Below are 23,130 nucleotides of genomic sequence, written 5' to 3' on the forward strand. Positions count from 1 at the left end.
ACCGGCCCTCGATTCCCGGAAGGGGAGTGCAATGCACGCAATCAAGACGTTGGGATCGGTCATCGCGAATCTTGCTGCGATTCTTGGATTCCGGCCAGTCGATTCATTGGTGCTGGTGACAGTCAAGGGGGACGCGCTGGGGTGCGTGTTGCGCCTGGACCTCGGTGATGCCGCATTGCCCGAGGCCCCGGAGCGGCTGGCGGACACCACGGCGCGCAGCGGTGCCGATGGGGTGGCGGCGGTGTTCGTGTCGGAAGAGGGTGCCAGCTGCGCAATGTGTGCGAGTGAGTACCGGAACATGGTGGGCGAGTTGGCCGCGGCGTTGAAGCGACGCGGAGTGCAGATACTCAACGCGGCCGTGGTCGACCGAGTGGAGGCGGGAGGCCGGTGGTGGTGCCTCGACGAGTGCGGCGAAGCTGGGGTTCTCGATGATCCGGCTGCGTCAGTGGCTGCGGCTGCGGCGGTGATGGCGGGCCACCGGATGTACGGCAGCCGTGAGGAGCTAAAGGCCAGCGTCGCGGTCGATCAGGCGCGGGTAGCGGAGTTGGCGCCCTTGCTGGTCGGTGCGGGTGGCCCCGTGGAGGATGTGGCCGCGGCGGTGCGCGAGGTCGTAGCCGCAGTGCGGCGTGTAGGTGAGGGTGTGGTCCTGCCGGATGTCGATCTGGCCCGAATCGGGTCTGCGTTGGCCGATCTGCGGGTACGTGATGCGGCGATGACCTTGGTCCACAGCGACGACGAAGCGGCGGCGGCTGAACAGTTGTGGTCGGAGTTGGCGCGGGTGTTGCCACAACCGTTCCGCGCTGAGGCCATGTGCACCGCGGCGCATGCCGCTTACGTTCGCGGTGAGGGACCGTTGGCGGGGGTGCGGTTGGAGGCGCTGTTGGTCGAAAACCCGACGCACCGCATGGCGGTGATGCTGGATACCGCACTACAGAGCGGGATGCCGCCCGAGGCGATCCGTGGTCTGACCGCGAACCTGACGCCGGCGGTGCTGGTCTAGGCATGTGCGTGGGGTGGTGGTGGGCTCTGGCGCGCCGCCCACCACCACCCGCCCGGCACAGGGTGGGGTGGTGGTGAAAGAGACTGTTGGTGTTGAGGTTTCGGCGTCATTGTGTCGGTGCGGGGTAGTAGAATCGCTGGTGTAGGGCAGGCCATTGGGGTCGGCCCGCGGTTCCCGGAAAGGGGAGTTGTGGTGACTGCTGTGATTGAGGGTTCAGTGGCCGTGGTGTCGCGGTCTGTGGAGGAGGCTTTGGCTGCCGGCGTGCCGGAGGGTGCGGTGGTGTGTGCACCACTGCCGGATGGTGCGGTGACCGGCTGGCCGGTAGTGCAGAACAACGCGGTGGCCGGCGCGGAGCGCCAGTGCGCGGTGGTTCGGCTGGACGGTCGCGCTGTCGCGGTGGCCGGCGCGGTGTCTGAAGTGATGGTGGCCGGCGATCCTGTGCCGACCGAGGGGGAGATGCCTGCGTGGGCGTCGGCGCTGGCGGCGGAATACTGGGTGAGTCGCCGTTGCCAGGTCGAGGCGGCGGCGGCCCGGTCGGCGCTGTTGGACCATGAGGCTCGCCTGGAGCGCATTGTTGATGCGGCGCATGAGTACGCCAGCGACAACGACCTGTGTGAGCGATTCGACCGGTTCATGATGGCGCAGGGGTTGCGGCCGCGTTCACGGGACTACGTGTGCGAGGTGGATGTGACCGTGCGGGTGCGCATTCCGGTCGCGTCGCACAGTGCGGACGCGGCCGGGTCGGAAGTCACCGAACGGATGGTGGCGGCGGCGATCGCGGATCTTCGCGGCTCGCTGCTGGCAGATGCGATCCAGGAGCATGACGTGGTGGACGTCGAGGAGGACTGAGCGCGACTGAGCGGTGTGGTGACCGGTGCTTCGATGCGCACCGGCCACCACACCGCGGCGGCCAACCCTCCCCACTCGGCACAGGGGAGGGGTAGGGGTCGAATTCGGATGGATGCAAGCGGGTTTCACCACTCACTACTACTGGTGCGGAGCAGTGTCGAGGCGGTTTGTCGGTGGGTCCCCGTATGGTGTTGATCGAGAGGGCAAGCCAGTCGGGCGGGCCCAGGACTCCCGAAGGGGGAGACGAATATGTCGACGTTGGAGATTTCGCGAACGGGTCGGGTGCGCGCTGGCGGCGTGATGTTGGCGCGGCGGGCGATTGCTGCCGCGCAGACTCTCGCCGAGGTGGGCGACGGTGTTCCTGATGACCGGCAGCGTGCGATTCTCGAGGCTTTCCCCGGCTGGGGGCCGGTGGCTGCGTTGTTCGACGCGGAGCCGGCCGGGCCGTGGGCTCAGTTGGCTGACGAGCTCGACGACGCCGCTGGGGAGGCGATGGGGGCGGCGGGCCGTGTCGTCGATACGTCGTTCTTCACTCCGGCGGCGTTGGTGGGGCACATCTGGGGGGTGCTGCGGGCGGCCGGCTTCGCGGGTGGTTCGGTGCTCGACTTGGGCTGTGGGGCTGGGGCGTTCCTGCGGTATGCGCCGGCTGATCTGCCCGTCGTGCTGACCGGAGTGGAAGCGGATCCGATTTCGGCGGGCGTCGCACGGGCGCTGCATCCGGGTGCATCTATCGTCACCGGCGAGTTGCAGCGGGTGTCGCTGCCGCACCGGCGATTCGACGCCGCGGTCGGTAACGTGCCGTTCTCGGCGGCTCGGGTGCACGACAGCGCGGTCGGCTTCTACGGGCCGCTGCATGAGTACTTCGTGGCGCGCGCGGTGACGGCGGTACGCCCTGGCGGTTACGTGGTGGTGGTGACCTCGCGGCACGAACTGGACGCGACTCACGGTCTGGCGAGCAGCATCGAGAAGCACGCCGACCTGATCGCCGCGGTGCGATTGCCGTCGGGCTACTTCCGCAGCTCGGGAACCGACGTGGTCGCTGACGTGCTGATCCTGCGTGTGCGGGCCGATGAGAGTGCCGTGCAGGGCTGGCACCGTCCACTCGACGGGCCCGCCCGCGAAGCCGTCGAGGGCGTCGTCGGTGGGCGTCACGCACGCGAGTGGGTGAGCAGCTTTTGGGGAGACCACCCCGAGCTGGTGGCTGGCACGATGCGGGTCACCGGCTATGACCGCAATCCGTTGGCCGTGGATGCCGGCGACCCCGCTGCCGCGGTGGCCGGCGCTTTCGACGCCGTCGCGCCGCTGTTGGTGCCCTACGCCGAGCCCGACACGGCGCCGGCAGATCTGGCCGATGTCCGCCTCGTCGACGACCAGGGCCGCAAAGAGGGGTCCCTGCACGTGGTGGACGGTCAGGTGGTGCGTGTCGCCGACGGGGCACTGACGGTGGTGAACCGGCCCAGCGCCGAACTGCGGGCCTTGATCGGGTTACGCGATGCCGCGGTGGCGCTGCTGGACGCCGAATCCGACTGGGATCGCCCCGACGCGGCAATCGAACCGCTGCGGGTGGCTTGCCGGGACGCCTACGCGGCATATGTGGAGCGCTACGGTGCGCTCAACCGCGGCACCCTGACCGAGGGCAAGCCGGACCCGGAGACGGGTCTGCCGCGGCTGGGGTGGCGCACTCCGCCCCTGGGCGGATTCAGAAGCGACCCGGACGCCCCGGTGGTCTTCGCGATGGAATCGTTTGATCAGGACAGTGGGGAGGCCGCGCCGGCGCCGATCCTGCTGCACCGGGTCAACAAGCGACCGCAACCCGTTACCCGCGCCGACACCCCCGGTGAGGCGCTGGCGATCTGCCTGGGTGAAGGCCGCGGCCTGGACCTCGCCCGCGTGGGCGCGCTGCTGGGTTTCTCGGATCCGGAGGACACCTTCGCCGCCCTCGGTGAGCTGGTCTATCGCGATCCGCGCGACGGTCGGGCGCTGGTCGCGCGGGACTACCTGTGTGGCGACGTCCGCGCGAAACTGCGCGAGGCGCTGGGGGCGGCGGCCGTGGATCCGCGATTCGAGCGCAACGTGGCCGCCCTAGAAGCGGTGCAGCCGCCGTGGCTGACCCGCGAGGACATCCGTATCGAGTTGGGCTCCCCGTGGATCACCGCCGGTGACATCGCCGACTTCTGTGGGGAAGTGTTCGGAGCCCGCGTGAGTGTCGATCACATTGCGCCGCTGGCGGCGTGGGAGGTGACCGCGCGCGGTCGGCTGTCGCCGGAGGCGCGGATCGCGTACTGCACAGACCGCATGGATGCATTCGAGCTGCTGCAGATCGGCCTCAACGGTGCGGCGCCGGTGGTGTGGGATGAGTTCTACGACCAGCAATCCCACACCCGACGCAAGAGACGCAACGCCGACGCCACCGAGGCTGCCGAACAGAAGCTCGCGGCCATTCAGGGCCGGTTTTCGCTGTGGGTATGGGAGAGCGCCGACCGGGAGCGGCGTATCGTCGATCAGTACAACCTGACCATGAACGCGCACGTCTTGCGCCGCCATGACGGGTCACATCTGACCTTTCCGGGCCTGGCCGGCGGTGTCGAGCTGTGGCCCTGGCAACGCGACTTCGTCGACCGCGCCGTATCAACGCCCGCGGTGTTCTGCGCGCACGAGGTCGGCCTCGGAAAGTCGCTCACCACAATAACTTTGGCGATGACGCTGCGACAATTCGGGCTGGCCAACCGACCGGCGTTAGCCGTTCCTTTACACCTCATAGAGCAAATTACACGTCAGTGCTACCAGGCGTGGCCGGCGGGTCGGTTCCTGATTGTGTCGCGTGAGGACCTGCACGGGGACGCGCGTCGCCGGTTCGTGGCACGCTGCGCGACTGGGGACTGGGATCTGGTGATCATGACCCACGAAACGTTCTCCTCGCTACCGGTGCCCGACAGTGCAGAACGGGAATGGTTAGAAGATCAGCTCAGTGAGTTGGAAAGCTACGCTCGGACCGAGGGATATACCGGCAAGCGCATCGCCGCGTCGGTGCGCTCCCTGCAAGGGCGACTGAGCCGATTGCGTTGCGCGGTAAACGATCCCAACGCCGTGACGTTCACGAGCCTTGGACTGGACTACCTCATCGTCGATGAAGCCGACAAGTTCCGAAGACTGCCGGTGACAACCCGAGCCGCGGGCTTCAGCCTCGGATCGAGCAAACGAGCGTTAGATCTCTACCTCAAGCTGTCTCTACTGCGGCGAGCCAATCCGAACCGCCCGCACGCCTGCCTGCTTACCGGAACGCCGTTCACCAACACCATCGCGGTTATCTACCCCAGTCGTTGGGTGTTTGGTGTGGGAGGTTGGGCCGGCTTATTTCGACACGCCAGTGTGTTATCTCATAGGTCACTGGGGTGTGAGTTATGTTCGGCGGGTGCCGCGGCATTACACCGCTGAGCGGGCGACAGCGCCGAGTGGGGCGGCTGTGCGTTTCGTCGTGGTGGATCAGGATTTCGGCTTCCACCGGGAGGCGACTGCTTTTCTTGGCTGGCTGCGATCGTTGGATCGGTCGTCCAACACTGAGCGCGCGTATGCGGGGCGTGTTGCACGGTTCTTGACCTATTGCGATGCGGAGCGGTTGGAATGGCGTCGGGTCACCGCCGACGACCTCTCCCAGTACTTGAGAGTGCTTGTGGCCGAACCAATTAAACGAGGAACAGCGCTGACTGGTGCTGATCCGAGGTTCCGCACCAACAAGACCGCCAACGCCAATGTGACGGCAGTGTGTGAGTTCCTGAGATTTTCCGCATCACGGGGTTGGGTCGCCAACGAGGTGATCGACGGGCTGAGTCAGCCGAAGTATCTGTGGCGCCGCCCCGCCGGCTATGACTGGGGTGAAGATCAGCAGTTCCGTGGAATCCGCGCGCGCTCAGTAGTGTTGCGTGAAGTCAACCATGCCCCTGCCACTGTGTCTGATGGGGAGATCACGAGCCTGCTGGGGGTGCTTCCTCAACGCCGGGACCGCCTGTTGGTGCGTCTGCTCGCCGAGACTGGAATGCGCATTGGAGAGGCACTGGGTTTACGGCGGGAAGATATGCACCTGCTGTCGACGAGCGCGGCGCTGGGATGCCGCATCCGGGGGCCACACGTCCATGTCACGCGAAGGGTGAATCCGAACGGGGCGACAGCTAAAAGCCGTGTCCCGCGGCACATCCCGGTCACTGCCTCTGTGGTTGACGACTACGCGGCGTATTCGCATGAGCGTAGTGATCTGCAGGGCGATGCCAGCGATTTCGTGTTCGTCAACCTGAGGCGGCCTCCCATTGAGTCTGCGATGACGTACAACAACGCCAAAAGAGTGTTCGACCGGGCCTCGCAGAAACTGGGTTTCACTGTCCGCCCGCACATTTTGCGGCACTCGGCGGCGACGCGGTGGCTGGCCAACGGCGTGCCGCGTGATGTGGTGCAGTCCCTGCTCGGGCACGTCTCGCCGTATTCGATGGAGGTGTACAGCCACCCCACCGATGACGCGAAACGCGAAGCGATCGAACGTGTCCACAACCTGAAAGGTGAGCTGCCATGACGCCCCAACTACCGCTGCCCACGTTGCCTGACACCGAACACGCCGCGATCGACACCGGTATGGAGGAGACGCGCTGGGTTGCATGGCTGAGAGCCCATGTCGATCCCGGATGGCGGGTGGGTCAGTGGGATGGTGCTGCATGGCTTTTCACCGGTGTGCCGGGGGATCCCACGACCACAGTCAAGTACTGCGCGGTGGCCGCGTGCGATTTTGTGATCGCACACGGCCGGGTCTGTGGGCACTGCTTGCGGGCACTGCGTGCCTCAACGCTTCCCTACGAGGATTTCATCGCCAGTCATCAGCCGCAACGGAGTAAGCAGCGGGCGCACACTCTCGGCCAAGGAGAACAGCAGTGCACCGCGCACGTGAAACAGCAGAAATGCCCACGCAGCCAGTTCTCGCAGGACCTGTGCCTCTATCACTACAACAAATTCGCGAAGCTGCGCCGGGCCGCGGGTGCCGAACTGGATGTCGCGACGTGGATTGCAGCAGGGGACTTCGCGATACCTGAACCCGATCATCGGCCGCCGTGCTTGGTGGTGGGATGCGACAGGTCGTCGATGGGTCGGAAGCCGGGTGTGTGCCATTTGCATTACGGCCGGTACCGGTCGATGAAGGCGAGCGATCCGATCGAGGTGTGGGCCCGCGAACAGGTGCCGTGTGTCGTCGACAACCAATTCACCCTGGTCCATGTGACGCCACGGCTGCGGTGGGAGCTGCTGTATGCGATTCAGCAGCGGGATGCGGCGCAGACACGACTCGATATCAGTGCGGTGCGTTCGGTGACCCGTTTCCTGCGGTATGAGCCCAGCCTTGCCACCGCAACCGACGCCGAGCTGGAACGGTTGTTGGCCCGCACACCCGGCAACCTGAACGTCCACTCTCATTTGGTCGACTATTTCCGTTCGCTGCGCAATGGTTACGACGAAATGCTGGGCCGCAGCCCGCAGGAACGCACCGTCTGGGACCTGGTAGATGTCGGGTTGAGTCCCGAACCGGTGTATCGCGGTGCCCGCAAGCGCAAGGGCATCGATTTCGGTGAGATCGAACAGTCCTGGCTGCGCAAGGTTTTGATGGACTGGGCCGCCGATCAAAGCGATGCGCCGAGCGTGCGGGAATGCTTCCGCGCCACACGTCTGGCGTCGATTGCCCTGGGCAGCTGCGGCGCCCGAGGTGATGATCCATCGGCGTTGACTTTTGCCGACGCCACACGAGTCGCCGAGGGCATCGCTGGTGCCACGATGCCCCGCGGGAAGCCTGGCAGCCCGAAGTACCGACGCGACCTCTACAACATCTTCTTCGGCCTGATCACCCACGCACGCCGCCGACAGACCGTTGATATCTCAGCGCAGTTCGTTCCCGACCGCCAACACCTGGCGCTGTATGCCGCGACGCCAGCCGAGGAAGACGGCTCGGGCAAGGCGATCCCGGCCCTCATCCAACGCCAGCTCGATGCGAATCTGGCCACCATCGGCGATGGGTTCCAGCATGGGACGCTCTCGAGTGAGCTGACGCACCTGATGTTTCGGACCGCCTACATCGTGTTGCGTGACACTGGACGTCGGCCGCTGGAAGTGGTCAGCCTCAAACGCAACTGCCTGCGCCGCGACGCCCACGGTTCACCCATCCTGGTGTATGACAACCACAAAGCGGGTCGGATGAACCGGCAACTGCCGATCGTGGCGAGCACCGCCGACGCTATCGAAGAATGGGACACGACCCACCGCCCGCAGCAATCGACAGACGACAGCTACTTGTTTCCCGGTGCACTCGCCCGGCACCGGCACCTGCTGACCTATCACCTCAGCACCGTCCTGCGCAGTTGGGTCGACAACCTCGACCGGCTGGACACCAACGAGGTCGACGCCACCGGATCGCCGCTGCCGTTCGACCGGAAGCGAATCTACCCCTACGCATTTCGGCACTCGTATGCGCAACGTCACGCCGACAACGGTGTCGCTGTCGATGTCTTGCGTGACCTGCTCGATCACCGCTCCATGAGCACCACGACCGGCTACTACACCATCACCGCCGACCGTAAACGCGAAGCAGTAGAGGTGGTCGGACAGTACGCCGCGGATCGCACCGGATCATCAGCCCCAATCGCTGTCAACAGCCGGTATCAGGTCGGTTCTGTGGCAGTGCCTTTCGGCAATTGCATCGAACCCTCCAACGTCAAAGCGGGTGGGCATGCCTGCCCCATCCGGTTTCAGTGCGCCGGCTGCGGGTTCTATCGGCCCGATCCGTCCTTCCTGCCGGCGATCGAGGAACACCTGGTGGCACTCAAAGCCGATCGTGAAACCGCGCAGGCGTTGGGGTCGGCTCCGTTCGTGATCGACAATCTGTCCGCCCAGATCGCAGCATTCCAGCAGGTGCTCTCCGTAATGCGCGACAACCTCGATCAACTCGACCCTGCAGATAAGCTTCGTGTCGAAGCAGCCTCCGCCACACTACGGAAAGCACGGGCGGTATCGCGTTGCCGCTGACCGTGCTCGACCACCACCCCGGATCCGGGGAACCGCCACGATGACCACCAAACCCGCGCCGTCTACTCGACGGCCCGCCGATGTGTTACGGGAAGCCCGCCGCAGCGCCTCAACACGCAAGCGGGCAGCGGTGTTCCGCACCGTCGATGCCATGCGCCGCGACGGCACCGAGATCACCTACGCCGCCGTAGCCCGCGCCGCGGGGGTGTCGCAATGGCTGGTCTACGCCGAAGGCGTTCGTGAGTACATCGCCGAGGCCCGCGACACCCAGATGACTCAGCAATCACATTCTGCGCGGCGTTCAGACACCGCTTCACAGGCCAGTCTGCGGACAGACCTGGAACTGGCCCGCCAAGACAATAAGGCGCTGCGGGCAGAGATCTCACGTCTGAAGACCATCGTGCACGACCGACTCGGACAGCGACTCGACGCCGAATCCAATGAGTCGCTGCGGCGCCGCATCGACGAACTGGTCGACGCCAACGCTTCCTTGCACAGCGAGAACACCCAACTCGCCAACGAGCTGACTTCGACCCGTGACCAACTGGCCATCGCCGACGACGATCTCGCCGCCGCCCGCACCAGCCTGCGCCGCATGATCAAAAACCACAGTGCCGACATCGGATCAGTCCAGACTGGCGACTGAGGCGACCCTCTCCCAGGGATTCACTGGTGGTCGACACAGAACCGAGACGGCCTATCCGTAACGATTGTTGGTTGAGCGGAGCTCGGAGCAGTTCTAGTCGATTAGCACATGAGTAAGACAGCGAGGACGATCGGCCTGCTGGTTGCACATGTAGCCGACGGCGGCGCGGCAGTTATCCGTAGGACGCGCAGAGGTGTACTTCACTGTCGACGCCGGTAGCGACGGGACTGGCATGGAGTGGCTATGTCAACTTGAACTGGCCCCGGGAGGGCGGGCTGCGCTGGCCCCGGGGTTGGGCGGTGTTATCGGATCAGTTGCCCGCCGAGTAGACGAACAGGCGGGCTTGGCCCGTGGGGAGGGTGCCGGTGGCGACCGAGATCCGGGACGTCAAGCGGTCGGTCGGAGTGAAGGACAGGTACTTCATGTTCGCCATGGCGCAGTCGAAACCGTATTTCTTCCAGGTCTGCTGAAGGCCTCCGGCGATGGAGTTACAGGAGGTGACCGAGAGGGCTGCGGGGGCTCCGTCAACGTGGGGGAAATTTGGGGAGTTGTCGGCTGCCACGGATCCAAAAGCGGCCGAATAAGAGGCATCCCCAGTGACTGGGGGTTTCACCTCGGTCATTTCGATGAGGCTGTAGCTGTCAGGAATGGTGATCCGTAGATCGCGCATCACGTCTCGCGCTTGATCCTCCGATAACGTCGTGACCTCGGGATGCAACATCTGGTCCTCGCTGCAACCTTGAGGCAACGCCGCCACGAAGACGATCGCGACGGCAGCCAGCCACCCGCGCTTGGTCTTCATGAGCCGCGTGATGGTCATTGTCCTGGCAGGTAGGTCTGGAGGCTGCTGACCCCGAATGTGTTGAAAGTGCGGGCGTAACCGATGTCGCGCAGAGTGCTCAGTTCATCGATCACTGTCTTCTTGGCTGCATCGACCGGATCGTTGGTTACTGCACCGAAATTGGTGAGGGTATCGGGGCTGTGGTTGTAGTCGGTGAAGTCGTAGACGTAGAAGCGCTGCGAGATCACGGGCTGCGTCTGAGCAGCCGATGCGACCTGGGTGACGATCTGCACCCGATAGCGACCCAACGCATAGACATTTTCAGGCAAGCTTCCCGACACCTCGATCCACCCTGGGATGTCGCTCGTAGTGGTGTTGAACACCTCGGTGTAGGTGGGTTGCCCTGAGACTGCTGCGGCAGTGAGTGCGCTACTTCTGGCTTGCTTGAGCAAATCAGGCAAAGAACCAATCGGAGTGCTGTCTTGTGCATTGTAGCCGCCGTTGTACGGATCGGTGCCCAAAGCGTCCGTCTGTGCCGTGGACAGGTGGAAGTCCTGGCCGATCGACGGATCACCGGTACTGCTCTGATTGGCTAGATAGTGCTGGATCAGGTCTGCTGCAGTGTCCCAGTCGCGCACCCTCAGGTACTCGGCTGCAGCCTCGCCGTCTGCGCGGCCTCCGATGCCTGATGCCAGCCGTTCAGCTATTGACATATCCGATTTCCCGAACACGGGGTCGTTCGGGTGCGTCGGCGGGGGCGTCGGTGGGGTGAGGCTGTTGATTGCCGAGTTGTCGACCTTGATGCCGTCGGGGTCGGCGGTGATCGGATACACCGCATCCGGTCGTGGGGTGATGGTTTGGGTGAGGGTTGTTCCGTTGGCGGTGAATTGGGTGGGTTGGGCGGCGCCGGTGGCGTCGCGTGCCCAGGGTGCGGAGAAGCCGTCACCGGTGGCGGTGCCCGCGGCGTCGAGGATGGAGACGGTTTGGTCGGGGTTGACGCGCAGACTGCCACCGTCGGGTACGACCTGGGAGGCGTCGAAGTTGTAGCGGTCGGGTGAGGACGGGTCGGTCAGGGTGACCAGGGTTTGGTCGCCGTCGGTTTGGCCGATGTGGGTGACGCTGAACCCGCCCCGCACGCCTTGAGTGGGATCGGTCGCAGTCGACGGGGCCGACAACGAGCGGGAGCCGTTGCGCCGTGACGCCGCTCCGGCGCCGGCCGCAGCCAACCCGACCACCAGCGCTGTCGCGGGCCCGGTCGGATCATTGGGTGCTGCCGGGGTGACCGTGGTGGTGGACTGCTCGCCGGGGGCGTATTCGCCCTGAGCGGGGATGACCACGGTCGGGGTCTGCTGCTGCGCAGCCGGCGGCGAGGTCTGTGCCGGTGTGGTGTCCTGCGGGGCCGTGGCTGACTGGGCGGTGTTCTGCTGCCCGCGGGTCGGCGGCGCTTCCCGCACCTGGCTCGGTGTCTGCGCCGGCTGTGACGGTTGCGCTTGGCTGGAGATCCGGGTGTTCACACTGCGATTCGCACCATCGGCGCTCCAGCGGTTGTTGGCGTTGGTCTGCTCAGAAAAGCTCGACCCTGAGCGCTGCGCGCTCGAATCGCTGCTGGAGCTGCGGGTCGACGAACCTTGCCGGTTGTTGTTCGATTTCTTGTTGTCGGTCTTCTTCTTTTTCTTGTTGTCCCCGGGTTTGGAGTGATTCCCACCCGCAGACCCTGGTTTCGGTGTCGCAGAGGCCTGCGCTATCACCGCGGGATCAGCGCTGATCAGCGGGATGACCAGACCCGCGACGGGGACCAGCAGTGCGGTCATCCCGGCCGCGACACCGAGGCGTACCCAGCGGCCGCGATCACCGATCGATCGGGCCGGTACCGCGCGGTGCCGCCCACCAGCGGTGGTAGCACGCAGCGGGCTGGGCACTGCACCTCCTGCGGGGACCTGCACCGGTGCGACCAGCACTGATGGCCACCCCGGCGGGTTGGTGGAGCAAAGATCTGTTCGGCTGCCGCGAGCCGCTGCGTGTGATCCTCGGCTACGCCGGCTCCCGGTCGAGTATCCCGTCATGACTACCCCCCAGTTGTTTCCCGCGTCCCCAATTCGGCCAGCAATAATGGCCGAGGCTTACGTGGTGTAGTCGGGAACCGGGCGCCAAACCGAACGCCACCCGGCGGTGACCTCGCACACAGCCTTACCGGTATGGACACGCGCTACGATCCGACCGCAGCAACATGTCCTGACCGAAGGCGGCACAGCGGCGTGGAGCTCGAACTCATCAAGAGCAGTGAACATCTACCGATCTGCGTCACGGCGCCCCGAGGAGCCCATAGGTTGTCCATTGGTGGTCTCTCCAGCGCAGGTACACCGCGGTACTGACACCGTGAGATGGCGGACAGCGATGGCCGTCAGGACCTCCAGGTAGTGATCCAACAGGACACTGGACCCACCCCGGATCGCGATCCGTGGATGCGTCGTGACCAGGGTGCGTCCGTCGAAGACCACCACTTCGTTGGCCCGCAAAGAGACCCGGACCTTGCGGCCGATGAACCGCACCGGCACCGAATACTTCGCCATCCGCACCGTGATCAACGCCGAACGATCCACCCGCGGAGTCAGCACCAAACCAGGATCAAACGGCTCAAACGGCAACGCCGCCAACAGGGGTTGCTCGGTGGCGAAATCCTCCCCGATCGTGCGGATCCGATCACCGACACGCCGGTGATCATCCTCGGCTTCCCAGCCGCGGATCCGCTCATTAAGCTCAGCCAGCGAATCCACTTCCGGCATCGGGGACAAGCGGTTGCGGCGGAAGCGGCCGACTTCGCCTTCCACACCGCCCTTTTCATGCGCCCCGGCGATACCAGGCTGGCAGTAGAGGGCATCGAACCCGAAGTGTGACCGAAACAGGATCCAACGCTGGTTTTCGGTGCGACGCGGATCCGTGCCATGCAGTACCGCAGCCACTGCGCACGTCAGATTGTCATAGCGGATATGGCGGGTCGGGATACCGCCGATCGCCGAGAACGCCTCAATGTGGCCCTCCAGGAACGCTTCCTGGCCCTGGGTCGGGTAGACCCGGTGAATCGCCTTACCCGAGTGCGCCAGCCAGAACACGAACATGTGGCACTTGGTCTTCACCCCGGCCAGCATCACCCACACCTCACCGAAATCGACCTCGGCTTCCGCCCCGGGCGGGTGTTCCTGCGGGACGAACACCTCCACCCGGCGGCCCGCTTCGATATCGATCTGGGCACGACGCACACGGGCGTAGTCCCGGACGGTTGAATACGACAGATCGACCGCGCCGTGTTCTCAATCAGGCGGTGCAGAATCCGCCGCGCGGTATGGCGCTGCTTGCGCGGGGCTGTCGAATCAGCCCACAACATCGCATCAATCACCGATTTGAACGGGTCAAGTCTCGGCGACCGGCGCACCGGGGTCTTACGTGGTGGGGGCACCGCATCGGTCAGCGCTTGTCTCACCGTGCGCCGGTGCACCCGGTACTTCATCGACAATTCCCGGATCGACAACCCGTCCACCCGGGCGTCCCGGCGAATAGCGGCGAACTGTTCCACTCGTACCTCCAGCGCGACCACCGGCGGCCCCTTTCATCGCAACCCTGATCCGATGGATCAACACTGAGGTGGGGCCAACTCAAACCGTCACAACCACACCGGCGAGTCAAAAAAGGGGCCAAGTGAAACCGTCCTACCGGAGCCACATCAAACTGTCACAGACAATGGAGGACACCTATGTCTGTAGGTATGTACGCGACGACCGCCAGTCCAGCTCATCGATTCGGGTGAGCCCCCCCTGTCGGCCCGATCTCCGGGGTTCTGTCTGCACCTCTCTGGCATGTCTGGCCTCGGGCCGCCGAGCCATCCCTTCAGGTTGCTCGGCGTGAAGGGCCTTTACGATCGGTCCGTGGCCGAGAGTAAAACCGGGTCAAGTCCAGGGACGTGGTGTACGACGTCGTCGTGTGATTCTTCGATGTGATGGTTCAGGCGGGTAGTGCCGCGGGGGTGGCCTCCTGTTCTGCCGGGGTGTTGTTGACGGTGCGTGATTTGCTCAGGACGTCCAGGCCCAGGTAGCGCCGGGACTCGGCCCATTCGTCGTGTTGTTCGGCCAGTACGGCGCCGACGAGACGGATGAGGGCGTCGCGGTCGGGGAAGATGCCCACGACGTCGGTGCGTCGGCGGATCTCCTTGTTGAGTCGCTCTTGGGGGTTGTTGGACCAGATTTGGCGCCAGATCTGTTTGGGGAACGCGGTGAATGCCAGCAGATCCGGTCGGGCCGCTTCGAGGTGGTCGGCGACCTTGGGAAGTTTGTCGGTCAGTGCGTCGATGATCCGGTCATATTGGGCGGCAACCGATTCGGAGTCGGGTTGGTCGAACACTGAGTGCAGCAGGGTGCGCACCCACGGTCACGAGGCTTTCGGGGTGACGGCCATCAGGTTGGTGGTGTAGTGGGTGCGGCAGCGCTGCCACGTTGCGCCGGGCAGGGTGGCACCGATCGCGGCCACCAGGCCGGCGTGAGCGTCACTGGTGACGAGCTTGACCCCGGACAGGCCGCGGGCGGTCAGCGACCGCCAAAACGTCAACCAGCCGGCCCCGTCCTCGGCGGTGGTGACGTCGACACCGAGAATCTCCCGATAGCCCTCGGCGTTCACCCCGACCGCGATCAGCGCGTGCACGTTGACCACCCGACCACTCTCGCGGACCTTGAGCACCAGCGCGTCGGCGGCGATGAACGTATACGGGCCGGCGTCTAGGGGCCGCGTGCGAAACGCCTCGACGGCGGTGTCGAGTTCCTTGGCCATGACACTGACCTGGGACTTCGACAGGCTGGTGATGCCCAACGTTTCGACGAGTTTGTCCATCCGCCGTGTCGAGACCCCGAGCAGGTAACAGGTCGCCACCACGGTGGTCAGGGCCCGCTCGGCACGTTTGCGACGCTCCAGCAGCCACTCCGGGAAGTACGAGCCGTGCCGCAGCTTAGGGATCGCGAGATCCAATGTCCCTGCACGGGTATCGAATTCGCGGTGCCTGTAGCCGTTGCGGGAGTTGGTGCGCTGCGCCGAACGCTGGCCGTACTCGGCGCCGCACAGGGCATCGGCCTCAGCACCCATCAGGGTGTGGATGAACGTGGCGAGCAACTCGCGCAGCACATCGGGGTGGGTGGTGGTGAGTCGTTCGGCCAGCACGGTGGGCAGGTCGATATTCTGGGCAGCGGTCATCGCGTGTGTTCCTTCTTTGCTCGAGTGACTTTGGACGGTCCCTCGAAGAATCACGCGATGACCTTCAATCACTCGGCTACGACACGCCGGTACCGCTGATCAGGCCCGACTCGTACACCACTCTGCTGGACGCAACCCGCGGGTGGCCCCGGCGCCTCATTAGGGCCACCGCTGGTGCACCTACCCGGCAGTATCGACCATCCGTTCCCCATCATGGGTGTCGACGACCTGTCGGAGAGTATCCGTGACTTCGAAGGCCACGAATGAGCAACCGCAACACCATGCACACCCCGATCCCCCGTTTACCCATAAACACCGCACCCTTGCACGGACAGGAGGTTCTAGGGTCGTGAACATGAACACCGATAACATGCCGGAATCTGCGCGCAGGCTGCGCCAGGAACTGCTCCACGGCGGACTGATCGACTGGGTCAGTCTGGTTGACGCGGATGCCCGAGCGGCGAAGTACTGCCCCGACCTCCCCAAGCCGCAGCGACACGAACTCCTGCTCGACACCCTGCGTGAACTGGTGGCCGAGGGCTTGTTCCTCGCAGGGAGTTTGGACACCCCGGACGGCCGATTCGCCGCGTTCGACGAACCACTCGACGAGGTCATGGCGCGAATCCGCCACGCCTACATCGACAACAACAATGACCGCGACCACTGGGTGTGGCGGTTCTGGTTCAAGCTCACCGACAAAGGCACCGCTGCCGCCACCGAGACTGACCGCGGCCGCGAAATCGCCCGCAGCGTCGAAGAGGACATGCGCCGCCTCGCCGCGCAGCGAGAACAACAGTGACCCGCGATCGGGCACCGTCGCGTCGATCGACACGATGACCTACCGCACCGATGTCTCTGATTGGCGCAACTCCGAGACCAGGGCCATGGACACCGTGACGCACGATTTGTCCAATGCCGCGCACGATCGGCAGGCCACCGGCGCCGCGATAAGATTTCTCTTCACCGGTTCAGGGTCGGTGTTGTTCACTCAAGGTCATCGCTAGATGGAGCTGGTATCCCGCCGCAACGTTGGTCGCGCTGCTGCCGCGTCGGGGTGGGCGGTGGTGGCCGGCGTCGTGGTGGTGGGCGTCTCGATCGTGGGCGTCTTCCTGTTCTTCTTGTGCTGGCTGTTCTTCGGATGGTCTGACGACGTCACCCGTGTCACCGAGCCTCGGCCCGCGGAGGGTGTACGCCAGCTCAATGCGGAGCTGGTCCCGGCGGCGGCGGTCCCCGCCGATTTCACCCCGTTCAAGGCGTGGGCCAGTGAAACGACCTGGATGGAGGACTACCACAACATCGAGGTGGCGTTCACCACCACCATGGCCGCAAGCGACGCTTATCTTGCCCGCGTGCAGGCTGGTGACCTGACCCGCTACAGCCACGCGCCTTCGTGCCCCTCAGCGGTACCCGCACCCACCTCTGGGTCTGCCCGCCCCGGTTCCACCGAAACGCTAGACCGCCCCGCCCCGCAGGAGATCGGGGCAGGGGTGCAACGGTGGTACGCCAACGGGGTTTTCGACCCCTGCGCCGAGGTGGACTCCTGGGACATCCCGCCCACCATGTTCACCGACCCGCGCGCGAAAACCGGCAAACCGATCAACAGCGTCAGCGGCGGCGGGTACGGCGGCATCTACCGCCAACACGACCGCGACAAACCTGACGACCCCGCCGCCGTCAAACTCGTCATCTCCTTCGGCGTCGGCTCACCCTGAGTCCGCTGGAAAATATGACACTGCAGACGTTCTTCGCTGGTCTCAGCCTCGTGTCGGGGATGGTGTCTACGAACCGTTGGTCACCCACCGTTCGTGGACAAGGCCGGGCAAATCCAGCCGCAAGCGGTCACCTACCGCTTTCTCCATATCCAATACCCCGGGGAGTAGCCGTGATGGCCAGTCGCAAACGCCTCGCCATCATCGTCGTTGCGCTGGTAGGTATCCCCGTGATGTCGGCGCAATACACCATGTGGGACCGCTACGGCGTCTTCGACTGGTGGTCCGCCCAGCCTGAGTTCCTCAAAATCAACGGCCGCGATTACGAGCGAGGCTACGACCGTGCGCCTGCCCCGCATTACTGCGTGTTTGACACGATGTTCCCGTTCGACTACCCAATCGCTGCGGCGGTGAAGGATGGACCTGACGGATCACCGTGCGGGACACGCGATAGCACGGGTGTTTACCTGCGGTGGAAAGACGGCAGGTGGACCGCGTATGGGTTGCTCGGGGGGCCCTAAGATCACGATGGTGAGACCAGAATCTGCGCGCAACCTGCGCCAGGAACTGCTCTACGACGGGCTGTACGACTGGGTTAGCCTGGCTGAAGCGGATTCGGACGCGGACAAGTTCTGCCCCGACGTCCCCGAGCCGCAGCGGCGCGAGCTCCTGCTCGACACCCTACGTGAACTGGTTGTCGAGGGTCTGTTCGACGCGGGGAGTCTGGACACCCCGGACGGCCGGTTCGCCGCGTTCGACGAACCACTCGATGAGGTCATGGCACGGATCCGCCACGCCTACATCGACTGCAACGACGACACGTCGCACTGGGTGTTCCGGTTCTGGTTCGAGCTCACCGATAAGGGCACCGCGGTAGCGACCGAGACCGACTACGGCCGCGAGCTCGCCCGTGGGGTCGAAGAGGACGTGCGCCGCCTCGCCGCAGATCAGGAGTTGCAGAGCGACCCGCTCTACCGGGGTGGTCGAGGCAGCCAGTACCGACTCCCCGACAGCACCGTGGTCCGGTTCGGACACAGTAAGAAGTTCGGGCCAACTATCGCCATATCCATCCCCAAGGGCCAGGCCACGTTGCCAGACGGTCGGTTGATCAAGGTGCACGTGGACCCCGCCAACGGCGGTGATATCAATTTCCCGACCCTGCCGGCACCGTAGCCGCCTCCGCCCGGGCCGAAGAGGACGTGCGCCGACTCTCCGCGCAGCGAGAACAACCGTGACTCCTGATTGGGTGGCCTTATCTGTACGTAGTGTCCACGGCGCGCCGTTTCCGCTCGTACATCCCAGTGCCACATGTGTATAAGGTCTGTGGGCCTGTCGGGCAAGCTATACATGTGCACACCGAGGATGGCGCTCCGGGCCGGTGGACATCCTTGGCTGCCGCTGGACATTTCGGTCGTCAGTAAGGATTGAAGTCGGAGTGCTGATCGTGGTCGATTGTCGCTTGCCACCAACTGCGATGGCGCCATCCGTCAGATAGTGCGACGACGACAGTTCTCGGTGACCGGGGAACTCCTTTGAGGGCAACAGCTTCGATGAATGCGACGTGCGGCGGCCCGCGGCGTCGGCTCGTTCCTCCTGCCCTTCATCGACAGAACCGTAGGGATGACGCAATTCCTGGGGTAGATGACATTGCGTGAGCAGGACGGGCAAAACGAACTCTCGGAAGATGTTGTCGACATCTTTCCCGTCTGGACCCGGAACGTAGAACGCCGTCACTCCGACGGGTATCTGGGGCGGGTACAGAATCGGATGCCGCTCGACGCTGGCGCCGATGGCGTCGTGGACGGACTACGCGAAAGCTTCGCTGCCACCGACCGACGGCAAGGTACCGAGATTGAACGCATGGGGCGACCTTGCTAACCAGTCCAGGCGGTTGGCCACCAGCGCGACGAACTGTTCGGGGTTGATCTGCCCCGGGGTGTCCGGAGACTTCTCCTGTTGGGAAGGATGGACACGTGGGTTCGAAGTCATCAAGGCGGTATCCAGACGAGCTGAAGCAGCGGGCGGTGCAGATGGTGGCCGATCTGCGCAGCGACACCACCTCGGAGTGGGAAGCGATGGGCCGGGTCGCTGACCTACTGGGTGTCGGCACCGCTGAAACGGTGCGCAAATGGGTCCGCCAGGCCGAGATCGACGCCGGGCAGCGAGCCGGGCAGACCACCGAGGAATCCGAGGTACTGCGCAAGCTGCCCGCGAGAATGCCGAACTCAAGCGGGCCAACGCGATCTTGAAAGCGGCATCGGTTTTCTTCGCCGCCGAACTCGACCGGCCCTCTCCGTAGTCGTGGAGTTCATCAGCGCCCACCAGCACCAGCGGGTGGGTGCCGATGGTCTCAAATGGGGTGTCGAGTCGATGTGCGCCGTTCTGTCCGAGTGCGGCGTCACGATCGCCCCGTCGACGTATTACTCCCACCGCGCCCGCGGCGGCCCATCGAAGGCTGACTGGGCTGACGCGCAGGTGATCGACGCGATCTACCGTCTCCGTCAATCCAACCCGCTGTATCGCGTCCTGGGTGCCCGCAAGACATGGATTGTGTTGCGCACCAACGGACTCGATGTCTCACGGTGCGTGGTGGAGCGGGTAATGCGGGAGATGGGATGGCGCGGCGCCTGCAAGCGGCGCCGGGTCCGCACCACCATCGCTGACCCGGCCGCGACACGGGCACCGGATCGGGTGCAGCGGCGATTTGTCGCCCAGGCTCCTGACCTCTTGTGGGTGGCCGATTTCACCTACTGCCGAACCCGCGCCGGCTGGGCCTACACCGCCTTCGTCACCGACGTCTACGCCCGCAAGATCGTCGGCTGGAAGGTGGCCACCGAGATGACCCAAAGGCTCGTGACCGATGCGATCAACCACGCCATCGACGCTAGAAAGCGTTCCGGTACAACAGCGTTGGAGTCGCTCATTCATCACAGCGACGCGGGCTCGCAATACACAGCGATTGCCTTCACCGAACGGCTGGCCGCCGAAGGCATCCTGCCCTCAGTGGGATCGGTAGGCGATAGTTTCGACAACGCCCTGGCCGAATCGGTGAACAGCAGCTACAAGACCGAGCTCATTGACCACCAACCGCTTTAGCCCGGCGCCACCGAGCTGTCCCTGGTCACCGCCGAATGGGTCGCCTTCTACAACCGCCAGCGGCCTAACGGCTACTGCCAGGACCTCACGCCAGACCGAGCTGAAGCGCTCTACTACCATCGCCAGCGGCACCCTCAGACCGAGGAGGCACTCAGATAAGAGAACCTCCCGACACACCGGGGAGGGTCAGCCCACTTACTAATTCGCGCTCCGGGCACGGTCGTTGTTCGCTAGCTCACCGGTTTGGTGCAGATGGCGAATCGGCGTATGGGGTGGGTGTAGCCGCCGTCTGGGCAGCCTTGCACGGTGGTGGTGTTCAGGAGCTGGTTGGCGGCTTTGAATCGGTTGATTGCCGCTGCGTCGTCACACGCTACTTTGGTGATTTGCATGCCAAGGCTGATGCAGCCGGCGGCGTCCCACGCGAGATCGAGGCATGCCGTCCATTCCTGTCCGGTATCCCGAAAGTGCAGATATCGGTCGGCATCTTCGACACATTCTTGGGGAACGGTGACTCGCTGAATCACGATGTAGGCGTGGGGTTTTGAACAGTCAACGATGTTGAGTTGTGATTGTTCAGCGATGCCTTCGACGTTGCCGCAGCCGCCCACCGGCGCTTGGGTCTCACCTTGGTCGGTGGTGGCGGCGGGAACTGGGAATTGGCCGGGGATATGTGCGTAGTCGGGCGCGGGTGGTGCAGTGGTTGCCGAACTGAGCTGATTGGGCTGCGCAGCGGGGGTATTGGTGCACGCGGCGACGGAAAGCGCCAGGCAGATAACGAGTGCCAGACGGGCACGTTTGTGAAAGGTCATGGTCAGCGGCCTCAGTCGCCAATTGGTGTTGGTGGAATTGTCGGCCGTTGGTATGGGGATACCCACATGGCCTGGTCGTCGACGACGGTCGGTTTCATCGGCATGTTTCCATCGGGGCACGGGGGCCAACTCACCGACTTCCCCCTGACCCGGAGCCCCTCGACCATCGCTGTCGAAATTTGGTCAGCGACCCTCACAACCTGTTGGCATGGGCCACGAAGAAGGTAACAGTGATGATCGTGGGGGATCTTCTGCCGGGTGACCAGTCGGGGTGGAGTGCGCATCGGTGGTGGCAGGTGGGCTTCGCGTTGATCGTCATGGTGCCGCTCGCCGCGGGTGCCAGCCACGCCGTCACAGCTCCGCATCGGCGGAAGGCCGTTGACGTGATCGAACACAAGTAGAAGTGATTCTGGACACGATGAAGAATTCTGGTGATTGTCAACACGATAGATCGCTCAGAGCCTCACGAGTGGGTCTGCCCTGGTGTACTTATGCCGGCGGTCGGATCTGAGGCAACTACGCGTTTGCTGCAAGGTCCGACTCCGAGTCAGCGCTCGATCACAGTCACCCGGTGGCGTGATCCTCGGGATACTGCAGGGGGAGTCTATGAGGTGCCTTCATTTCGGACGTGCTCGGTTGTCCATGATTGCCGTGGTAGTCTGAACCGTCCCGAGTTTGATGCCGGCTTCATGTTTGAGACATCGCCGGCTCGGACGCTCGGAGTTGAGCGTAGTAGGTGCTCTCGTATTCCTCGGGTGGGATGTAGTCCAAGATGCTGTGCAGACGGCGGTTGTTGTACCAGTCGACCCATTCCATCGTCGCGTACTCGACGTCGTCGAGGGTCCGCAACGGCCCAGGCCGAAACGGGCTCCCGGTGCTGATGGCCTCGGTCTTGAACAACCCGATGGTGGTCTCCGCCAACGCGTTGTCGTAGGCATCCCCAACGCTGCCGATCGATGCCGCAATACCCTCTAGCACAAGGGTTTCCGCGAAAGAGATCGACGTATACTGCGATCCGGCATCGCTATGGTGGATCAACCCTTCAGACACCTGCCGGCCGTGATGATCACGGCGCCACAACGCCATCTTCAGCGCAGTGGTGACCATGGCGGTGTCCTTGACCTTGGACACTTGCCAGCCCACGATCGCCCGGGAGAAGCAGTCGATCACCAACGCCACATACACAAACCCCGCCCAGGTCGGTACGTAGGTGAAGTCGGTGACCCACTTGCGGTTGGGTGCGGCGGCGCTGAAGTCGCGGTCCAGCAGATCGACTGGCCGATCGGCACCCTTGTCGGCAATGGTGGTGCGGTGCCTTCGGCCGCGAGTGATGCCCGACAGGCCCTCGTCGCGCATCAGCCGTTCTACCGTGCATCGGGCGACGCGGTGGCCCTGCCGGCGCAGGTGGGCGGTCATCTTGCGCCGCCCGTACATGCCCTCGGGAGTGCCGACGGTGGCCAGCAGCGCGTCTGTGAGCTGCGCATCCGAGCGCTTCCGCGCTGAGGGGCCGGCGGTCTTCCAGTTGCGATACGTCCGTGGGGCAACCTGCACACCCTGCTCACGCAGGACTGCGCAGGTCGACTCGACCCGGTATCCGGCCGCGCGCATCTGGTCGATGAAACCGCAGATCAGCGGTGGCGCGGGTCGAGCTCCCGCGCGAAGAAAATCGAGGCCGCCTTCAGAATCTCGTTTGCCTCCTTGAGATCCCGAACTTCACGCTCGAGTTCGCGGATGCGCTGCGCCTCAGCAGTCGTGACACCCGGACGCTCGGTGGCATCGACCTGGGCCTGCAACACCCACCGACGCAGCGACTCCACACCAACCCCGACCTTCGGACCGATCGCCTGGCAGGCGGAATACACCGACCGATACTCACCGAGATGATCGAGCACCATCTTCACCGCACGCTCGCGCTGCCCGACCGGGTAATGCTTGGCCATACTCGCCATCCTTCTCACAGA

The 23,130-nt window shown here is 64.4% G+C and carries 16 protein-coding genes and 3 pseudogenes; 12 read left to right on the top strand and 7 right to left on the bottom strand.

Going from position 1 to position 23,130, the window contains the following annotated elements; translation table 11 throughout:
* The first annotated feature begins 31 nt into the window (after positions 1-31).
* The 6 genes from QN239_RS32080 to QN239_RS32105 all read left to right on the top strand — a co-directional run bounded on the left by QN239_RS32080 (position 32) and on the right by QN239_RS32105 (position 9,542).
* Positions 32-1,000 (top strand): DUF4192 domain-containing protein, encoded by a 969-nt coding sequence (locus QN239_RS32080; protein WP_499017257.1) that lies wholly within the window; start codon positions 32-34, stop codon positions 998-1,000.
* 192 nt (positions 1,001-1,192) lie between these two features.
* Entirely contained in the window at positions 1,193-1,849 is a 657-nt protein-coding gene (locus QN239_RS32085; protein ID WP_499017258.1) for a hypothetical protein, read from the top strand.
* A gap of 249 nt (positions 1,850-2,098) precedes the next feature.
* The gene (locus tag QN239_RS32090) at positions 2,099-5,284 is read left to right on the top strand and encodes a DUF8437 domain-containing protein (RefSeq protein ID WP_499017259.1); all 3,186 of its coding nucleotides are present in this window, start codon (positions 2,099-2,101) and stop codon (positions 5,282-5,284) included.
* Between the two features lie 28 nt (positions 5,285-5,312).
* Positions 5,313-6,410, top strand: coding sequence for a tyrosine-type recombinase/integrase (locus QN239_RS32095; protein ID WP_499017260.1), 1,098 nt, complete (start codon positions 5,313-5,315; stop codon positions 6,408-6,410).
* A complete protein-coding gene (locus QN239_RS32100; RefSeq protein WP_499017261.1) occupies positions 6,407-8,896 on the top strand; it encodes a tyrosine-type recombinase/integrase in 2,490 nt (829 codons plus the stop codon). The genes QN239_RS32095 and QN239_RS32100 overlap by 4 nt, the downstream gene beginning before the upstream one ends.
* A 40-nt stretch (positions 8,897-8,936) precedes the next feature.
* A complete protein-coding gene (locus QN239_RS32105; RefSeq protein WP_499017262.1) occupies positions 8,937-9,542 on the top strand; it encodes a DUF6262 family protein in 606 nt (201 codons plus the stop codon).
* 310 nt (positions 9,543-9,852) lie between these two features.
* Here the strand turns inward: QN239_RS32105 and QN239_RS32110 are convergent, their stop codons facing one another.
* From QN239_RS32110 to QN239_RS32125, 4 genes and pseudogenes are all read right to left on the bottom strand, one after another.
* Complete coding sequence (locus QN239_RS32110; protein ID WP_499017263.1) at positions 9,853-10,344, bottom strand: hypothetical protein; 492 nt, start codon at positions 10,342-10,344, stop codon at positions 9,853-9,855.
* Between the two features lie 14 nt (positions 10,345-10,358).
* A complete protein-coding gene (locus QN239_RS32115) occupies positions 10,359-12,242 on the bottom strand; it encodes a hypothetical protein (protein WP_499017264.1) in 1,884 nt (627 codons plus the stop codon).
* Between the two features lie 483 nt (positions 12,243-12,725).
* A pseudogene (gene istA, locus QN239_RS32120) lies at positions 12,726-13,906 on the bottom strand (IS21 family transposase); the annotation flags it as partial.
* Positions 13,907-14,319: 413 nt separating this feature from the next.
* Positions 14,320-15,555, bottom strand: a pseudogene (locus QN239_RS32125) (IS256 family transposase).
* Positions 15,556-15,910: 355 nt separating this feature from the next.
* On the opposite strand from QN239_RS32125, the gene QN239_RS32130 reads away from it, so the two are divergent.
* Positions 15,911-16,354 carry a hypothetical protein gene (locus tag QN239_RS32130; RefSeq protein WP_499017265.1) on the top strand — a complete coding sequence of 148 codons (444 nt, stop codon included), beginning with the start codon at positions 15,911-15,913 and terminating at the stop codon, positions 16,352-16,354.
* 39 nt (positions 16,355-16,393) lie between these two features.
* On the opposite strand, the gene QN239_RS32135 is transcribed toward QN239_RS32130, so the two are convergent.
* Positions 16,394-16,519, bottom strand: a complete 126-nt coding sequence (locus QN239_RS32135) for a hypothetical protein (protein WP_499017267.1) — start codon at positions 16,517-16,519, stop codon at positions 16,394-16,396.
* A gap of 40 nt (positions 16,520-16,559) precedes the next feature.
* On the opposite strand from QN239_RS32135, the gene QN239_RS32140 reads away from it, so the two are divergent.
* The 4 genes and pseudogenes from QN239_RS32140 to QN239_RS32155 all read left to right on the top strand — a co-directional run bounded on the left by QN239_RS32140 (position 16,560) and on the right by QN239_RS32155 (position 20,519).
* Positions 16,560-17,267 (top strand): hypothetical protein, encoded by a 708-nt coding sequence (locus QN239_RS32140; RefSeq protein ID WP_499017268.1) that lies wholly within the window; start codon positions 16,560-16,562, stop codon positions 17,265-17,267.
* A gap of 173 nt (positions 17,268-17,440) precedes the next feature.
* A complete protein-coding gene (locus tag QN239_RS32145) occupies positions 17,441-17,785 on the top strand; it encodes a hypothetical protein (RefSeq protein ID WP_499017269.1) in 345 nt (114 codons plus the stop codon).
* A gap of 10 nt (positions 17,786-17,795) precedes the next feature.
* A complete protein-coding gene (locus QN239_RS32150; protein ID WP_499017270.1) occupies positions 17,796-18,437 on the top strand; it encodes a hypothetical protein in 642 nt (213 codons plus the stop codon).
* Between the two features lie 857 nt (positions 18,438-19,294).
* A pseudogene (locus QN239_RS32155) lies at positions 19,295-20,519 on the top strand (IS3 family transposase).
* Positions 20,520-20,590: 71 nt separating this feature from the next.
* On the opposite strand, the gene QN239_RS32160 reads toward QN239_RS32155, so the two are convergent.
* A complete protein-coding gene (locus QN239_RS32160) occupies positions 20,591-21,169 on the bottom strand; it encodes an LppU/SCO3897 family protein (protein ID WP_499017271.1) in 579 nt (192 codons plus the stop codon).
* A 233-nt stretch (positions 21,170-21,402) separates the two neighbouring features.
* On the opposite strand from QN239_RS32160, the gene QN239_RS32165 reads away from it, so the two are divergent.
* Positions 21,403-21,570 carry a hypothetical protein gene (locus QN239_RS32165; RefSeq protein WP_499017272.1) on the top strand — a complete coding sequence of 56 codons (168 nt, stop codon included), beginning with the start codon at positions 21,403-21,405 and terminating at the stop codon, positions 21,568-21,570.
* 286 nt (positions 21,571-21,856) lie between these two features.
* Here the strand turns inward: QN239_RS32165 and QN239_RS32170 are convergent.
* Positions 21,857-23,109 (bottom strand): IS3 family transposase gene (locus QN239_RS32170; protein ID WP_499017109.1). Its coding sequence is split into 2 segments (ribosomal slippage): positions 21,857-22,836 and positions 22,836-23,109, totalling 1,254 coding nucleotides; the frame shifts between segments, so codons are not numbered across the junction.
* Between the last annotated feature and the right edge of the window lie 21 nt (positions 23,110-23,130).

Origin of the sequence: Mycolicibacterium sp. Y3, from assembly GCF_051188035.1 — a bacterium.
Taxonomy (GTDB): Bacteria; Actinomycetota; Actinomycetes; order Mycobacteriales; family Mycobacteriaceae; genus Mycobacterium; species Mycobacterium fluoranthenivorans.

Bases quoted from the DNA above. Each gene is read 5' to 3' on its own strand.
- QN239_RS32105 (WP_499017262.1), top strand. From the start codon at position 8,937: ATGACCACCAAACCCGCGCCGTCTACTCGACGGCCCGCCGATGTGTTA.
- QN239_RS32110 (WP_499017263.1), bottom strand. From the start codon at position 10,344: ATGAAGACCAAGCGCGGGTGGCTGGCTGCCGTCGCGATCGTCTTCGTG.
- QN239_RS32130 (WP_499017265.1), top strand. From the start codon at position 15,911: ATGAACACCGATAACATGCCGGAATCTGCGCGCAGGCTGCGCCAGGAA.
- QN239_RS32145 (WP_499017269.1), top strand. From the start codon at position 17,441: ATGGCCAGTCGCAAACGCCTCGCCATCATCGTCGTTGCGCTGGTAGGT.
- QN239_RS32090 (WP_499017259.1), top strand. From the start codon at position 2,099: ATGTCGACGTTGGAGATTTCGCGAACGGGTCGGGTGCGCGCTGGCGGC.
- QN239_RS32100 (WP_499017261.1), top strand. From the start codon at position 6,407: ATGACGCCCCAACTACCGCTGCCCACGTTGCCTGACACCGAACACGCC.
- QN239_RS32080 (WP_499017257.1), top strand. From the start codon at position 32: ATGCACGCAATCAAGACGTTGGGATCGGTCATCGCGAATCTTGCTGCG.
- QN239_RS32140 (WP_499017268.1), top strand. From the start codon at position 16,560: ATGGAGCTGGTATCCCGCCGCAACGTTGGTCGCGCTGCTGCCGCGTCG.
- QN239_RS32165 (WP_499017272.1), top strand. From the start codon at position 21,403: ATGATCGTGGGGGATCTTCTGCCGGGTGACCAGTCGGGGTGGAGTGCG.
- QN239_RS32160 (WP_499017271.1), bottom strand. From the start codon at position 21,169: ATGACCTTTCACAAACGTGCCCGTCTGGCACTCGTTATCTGCCTGGCG.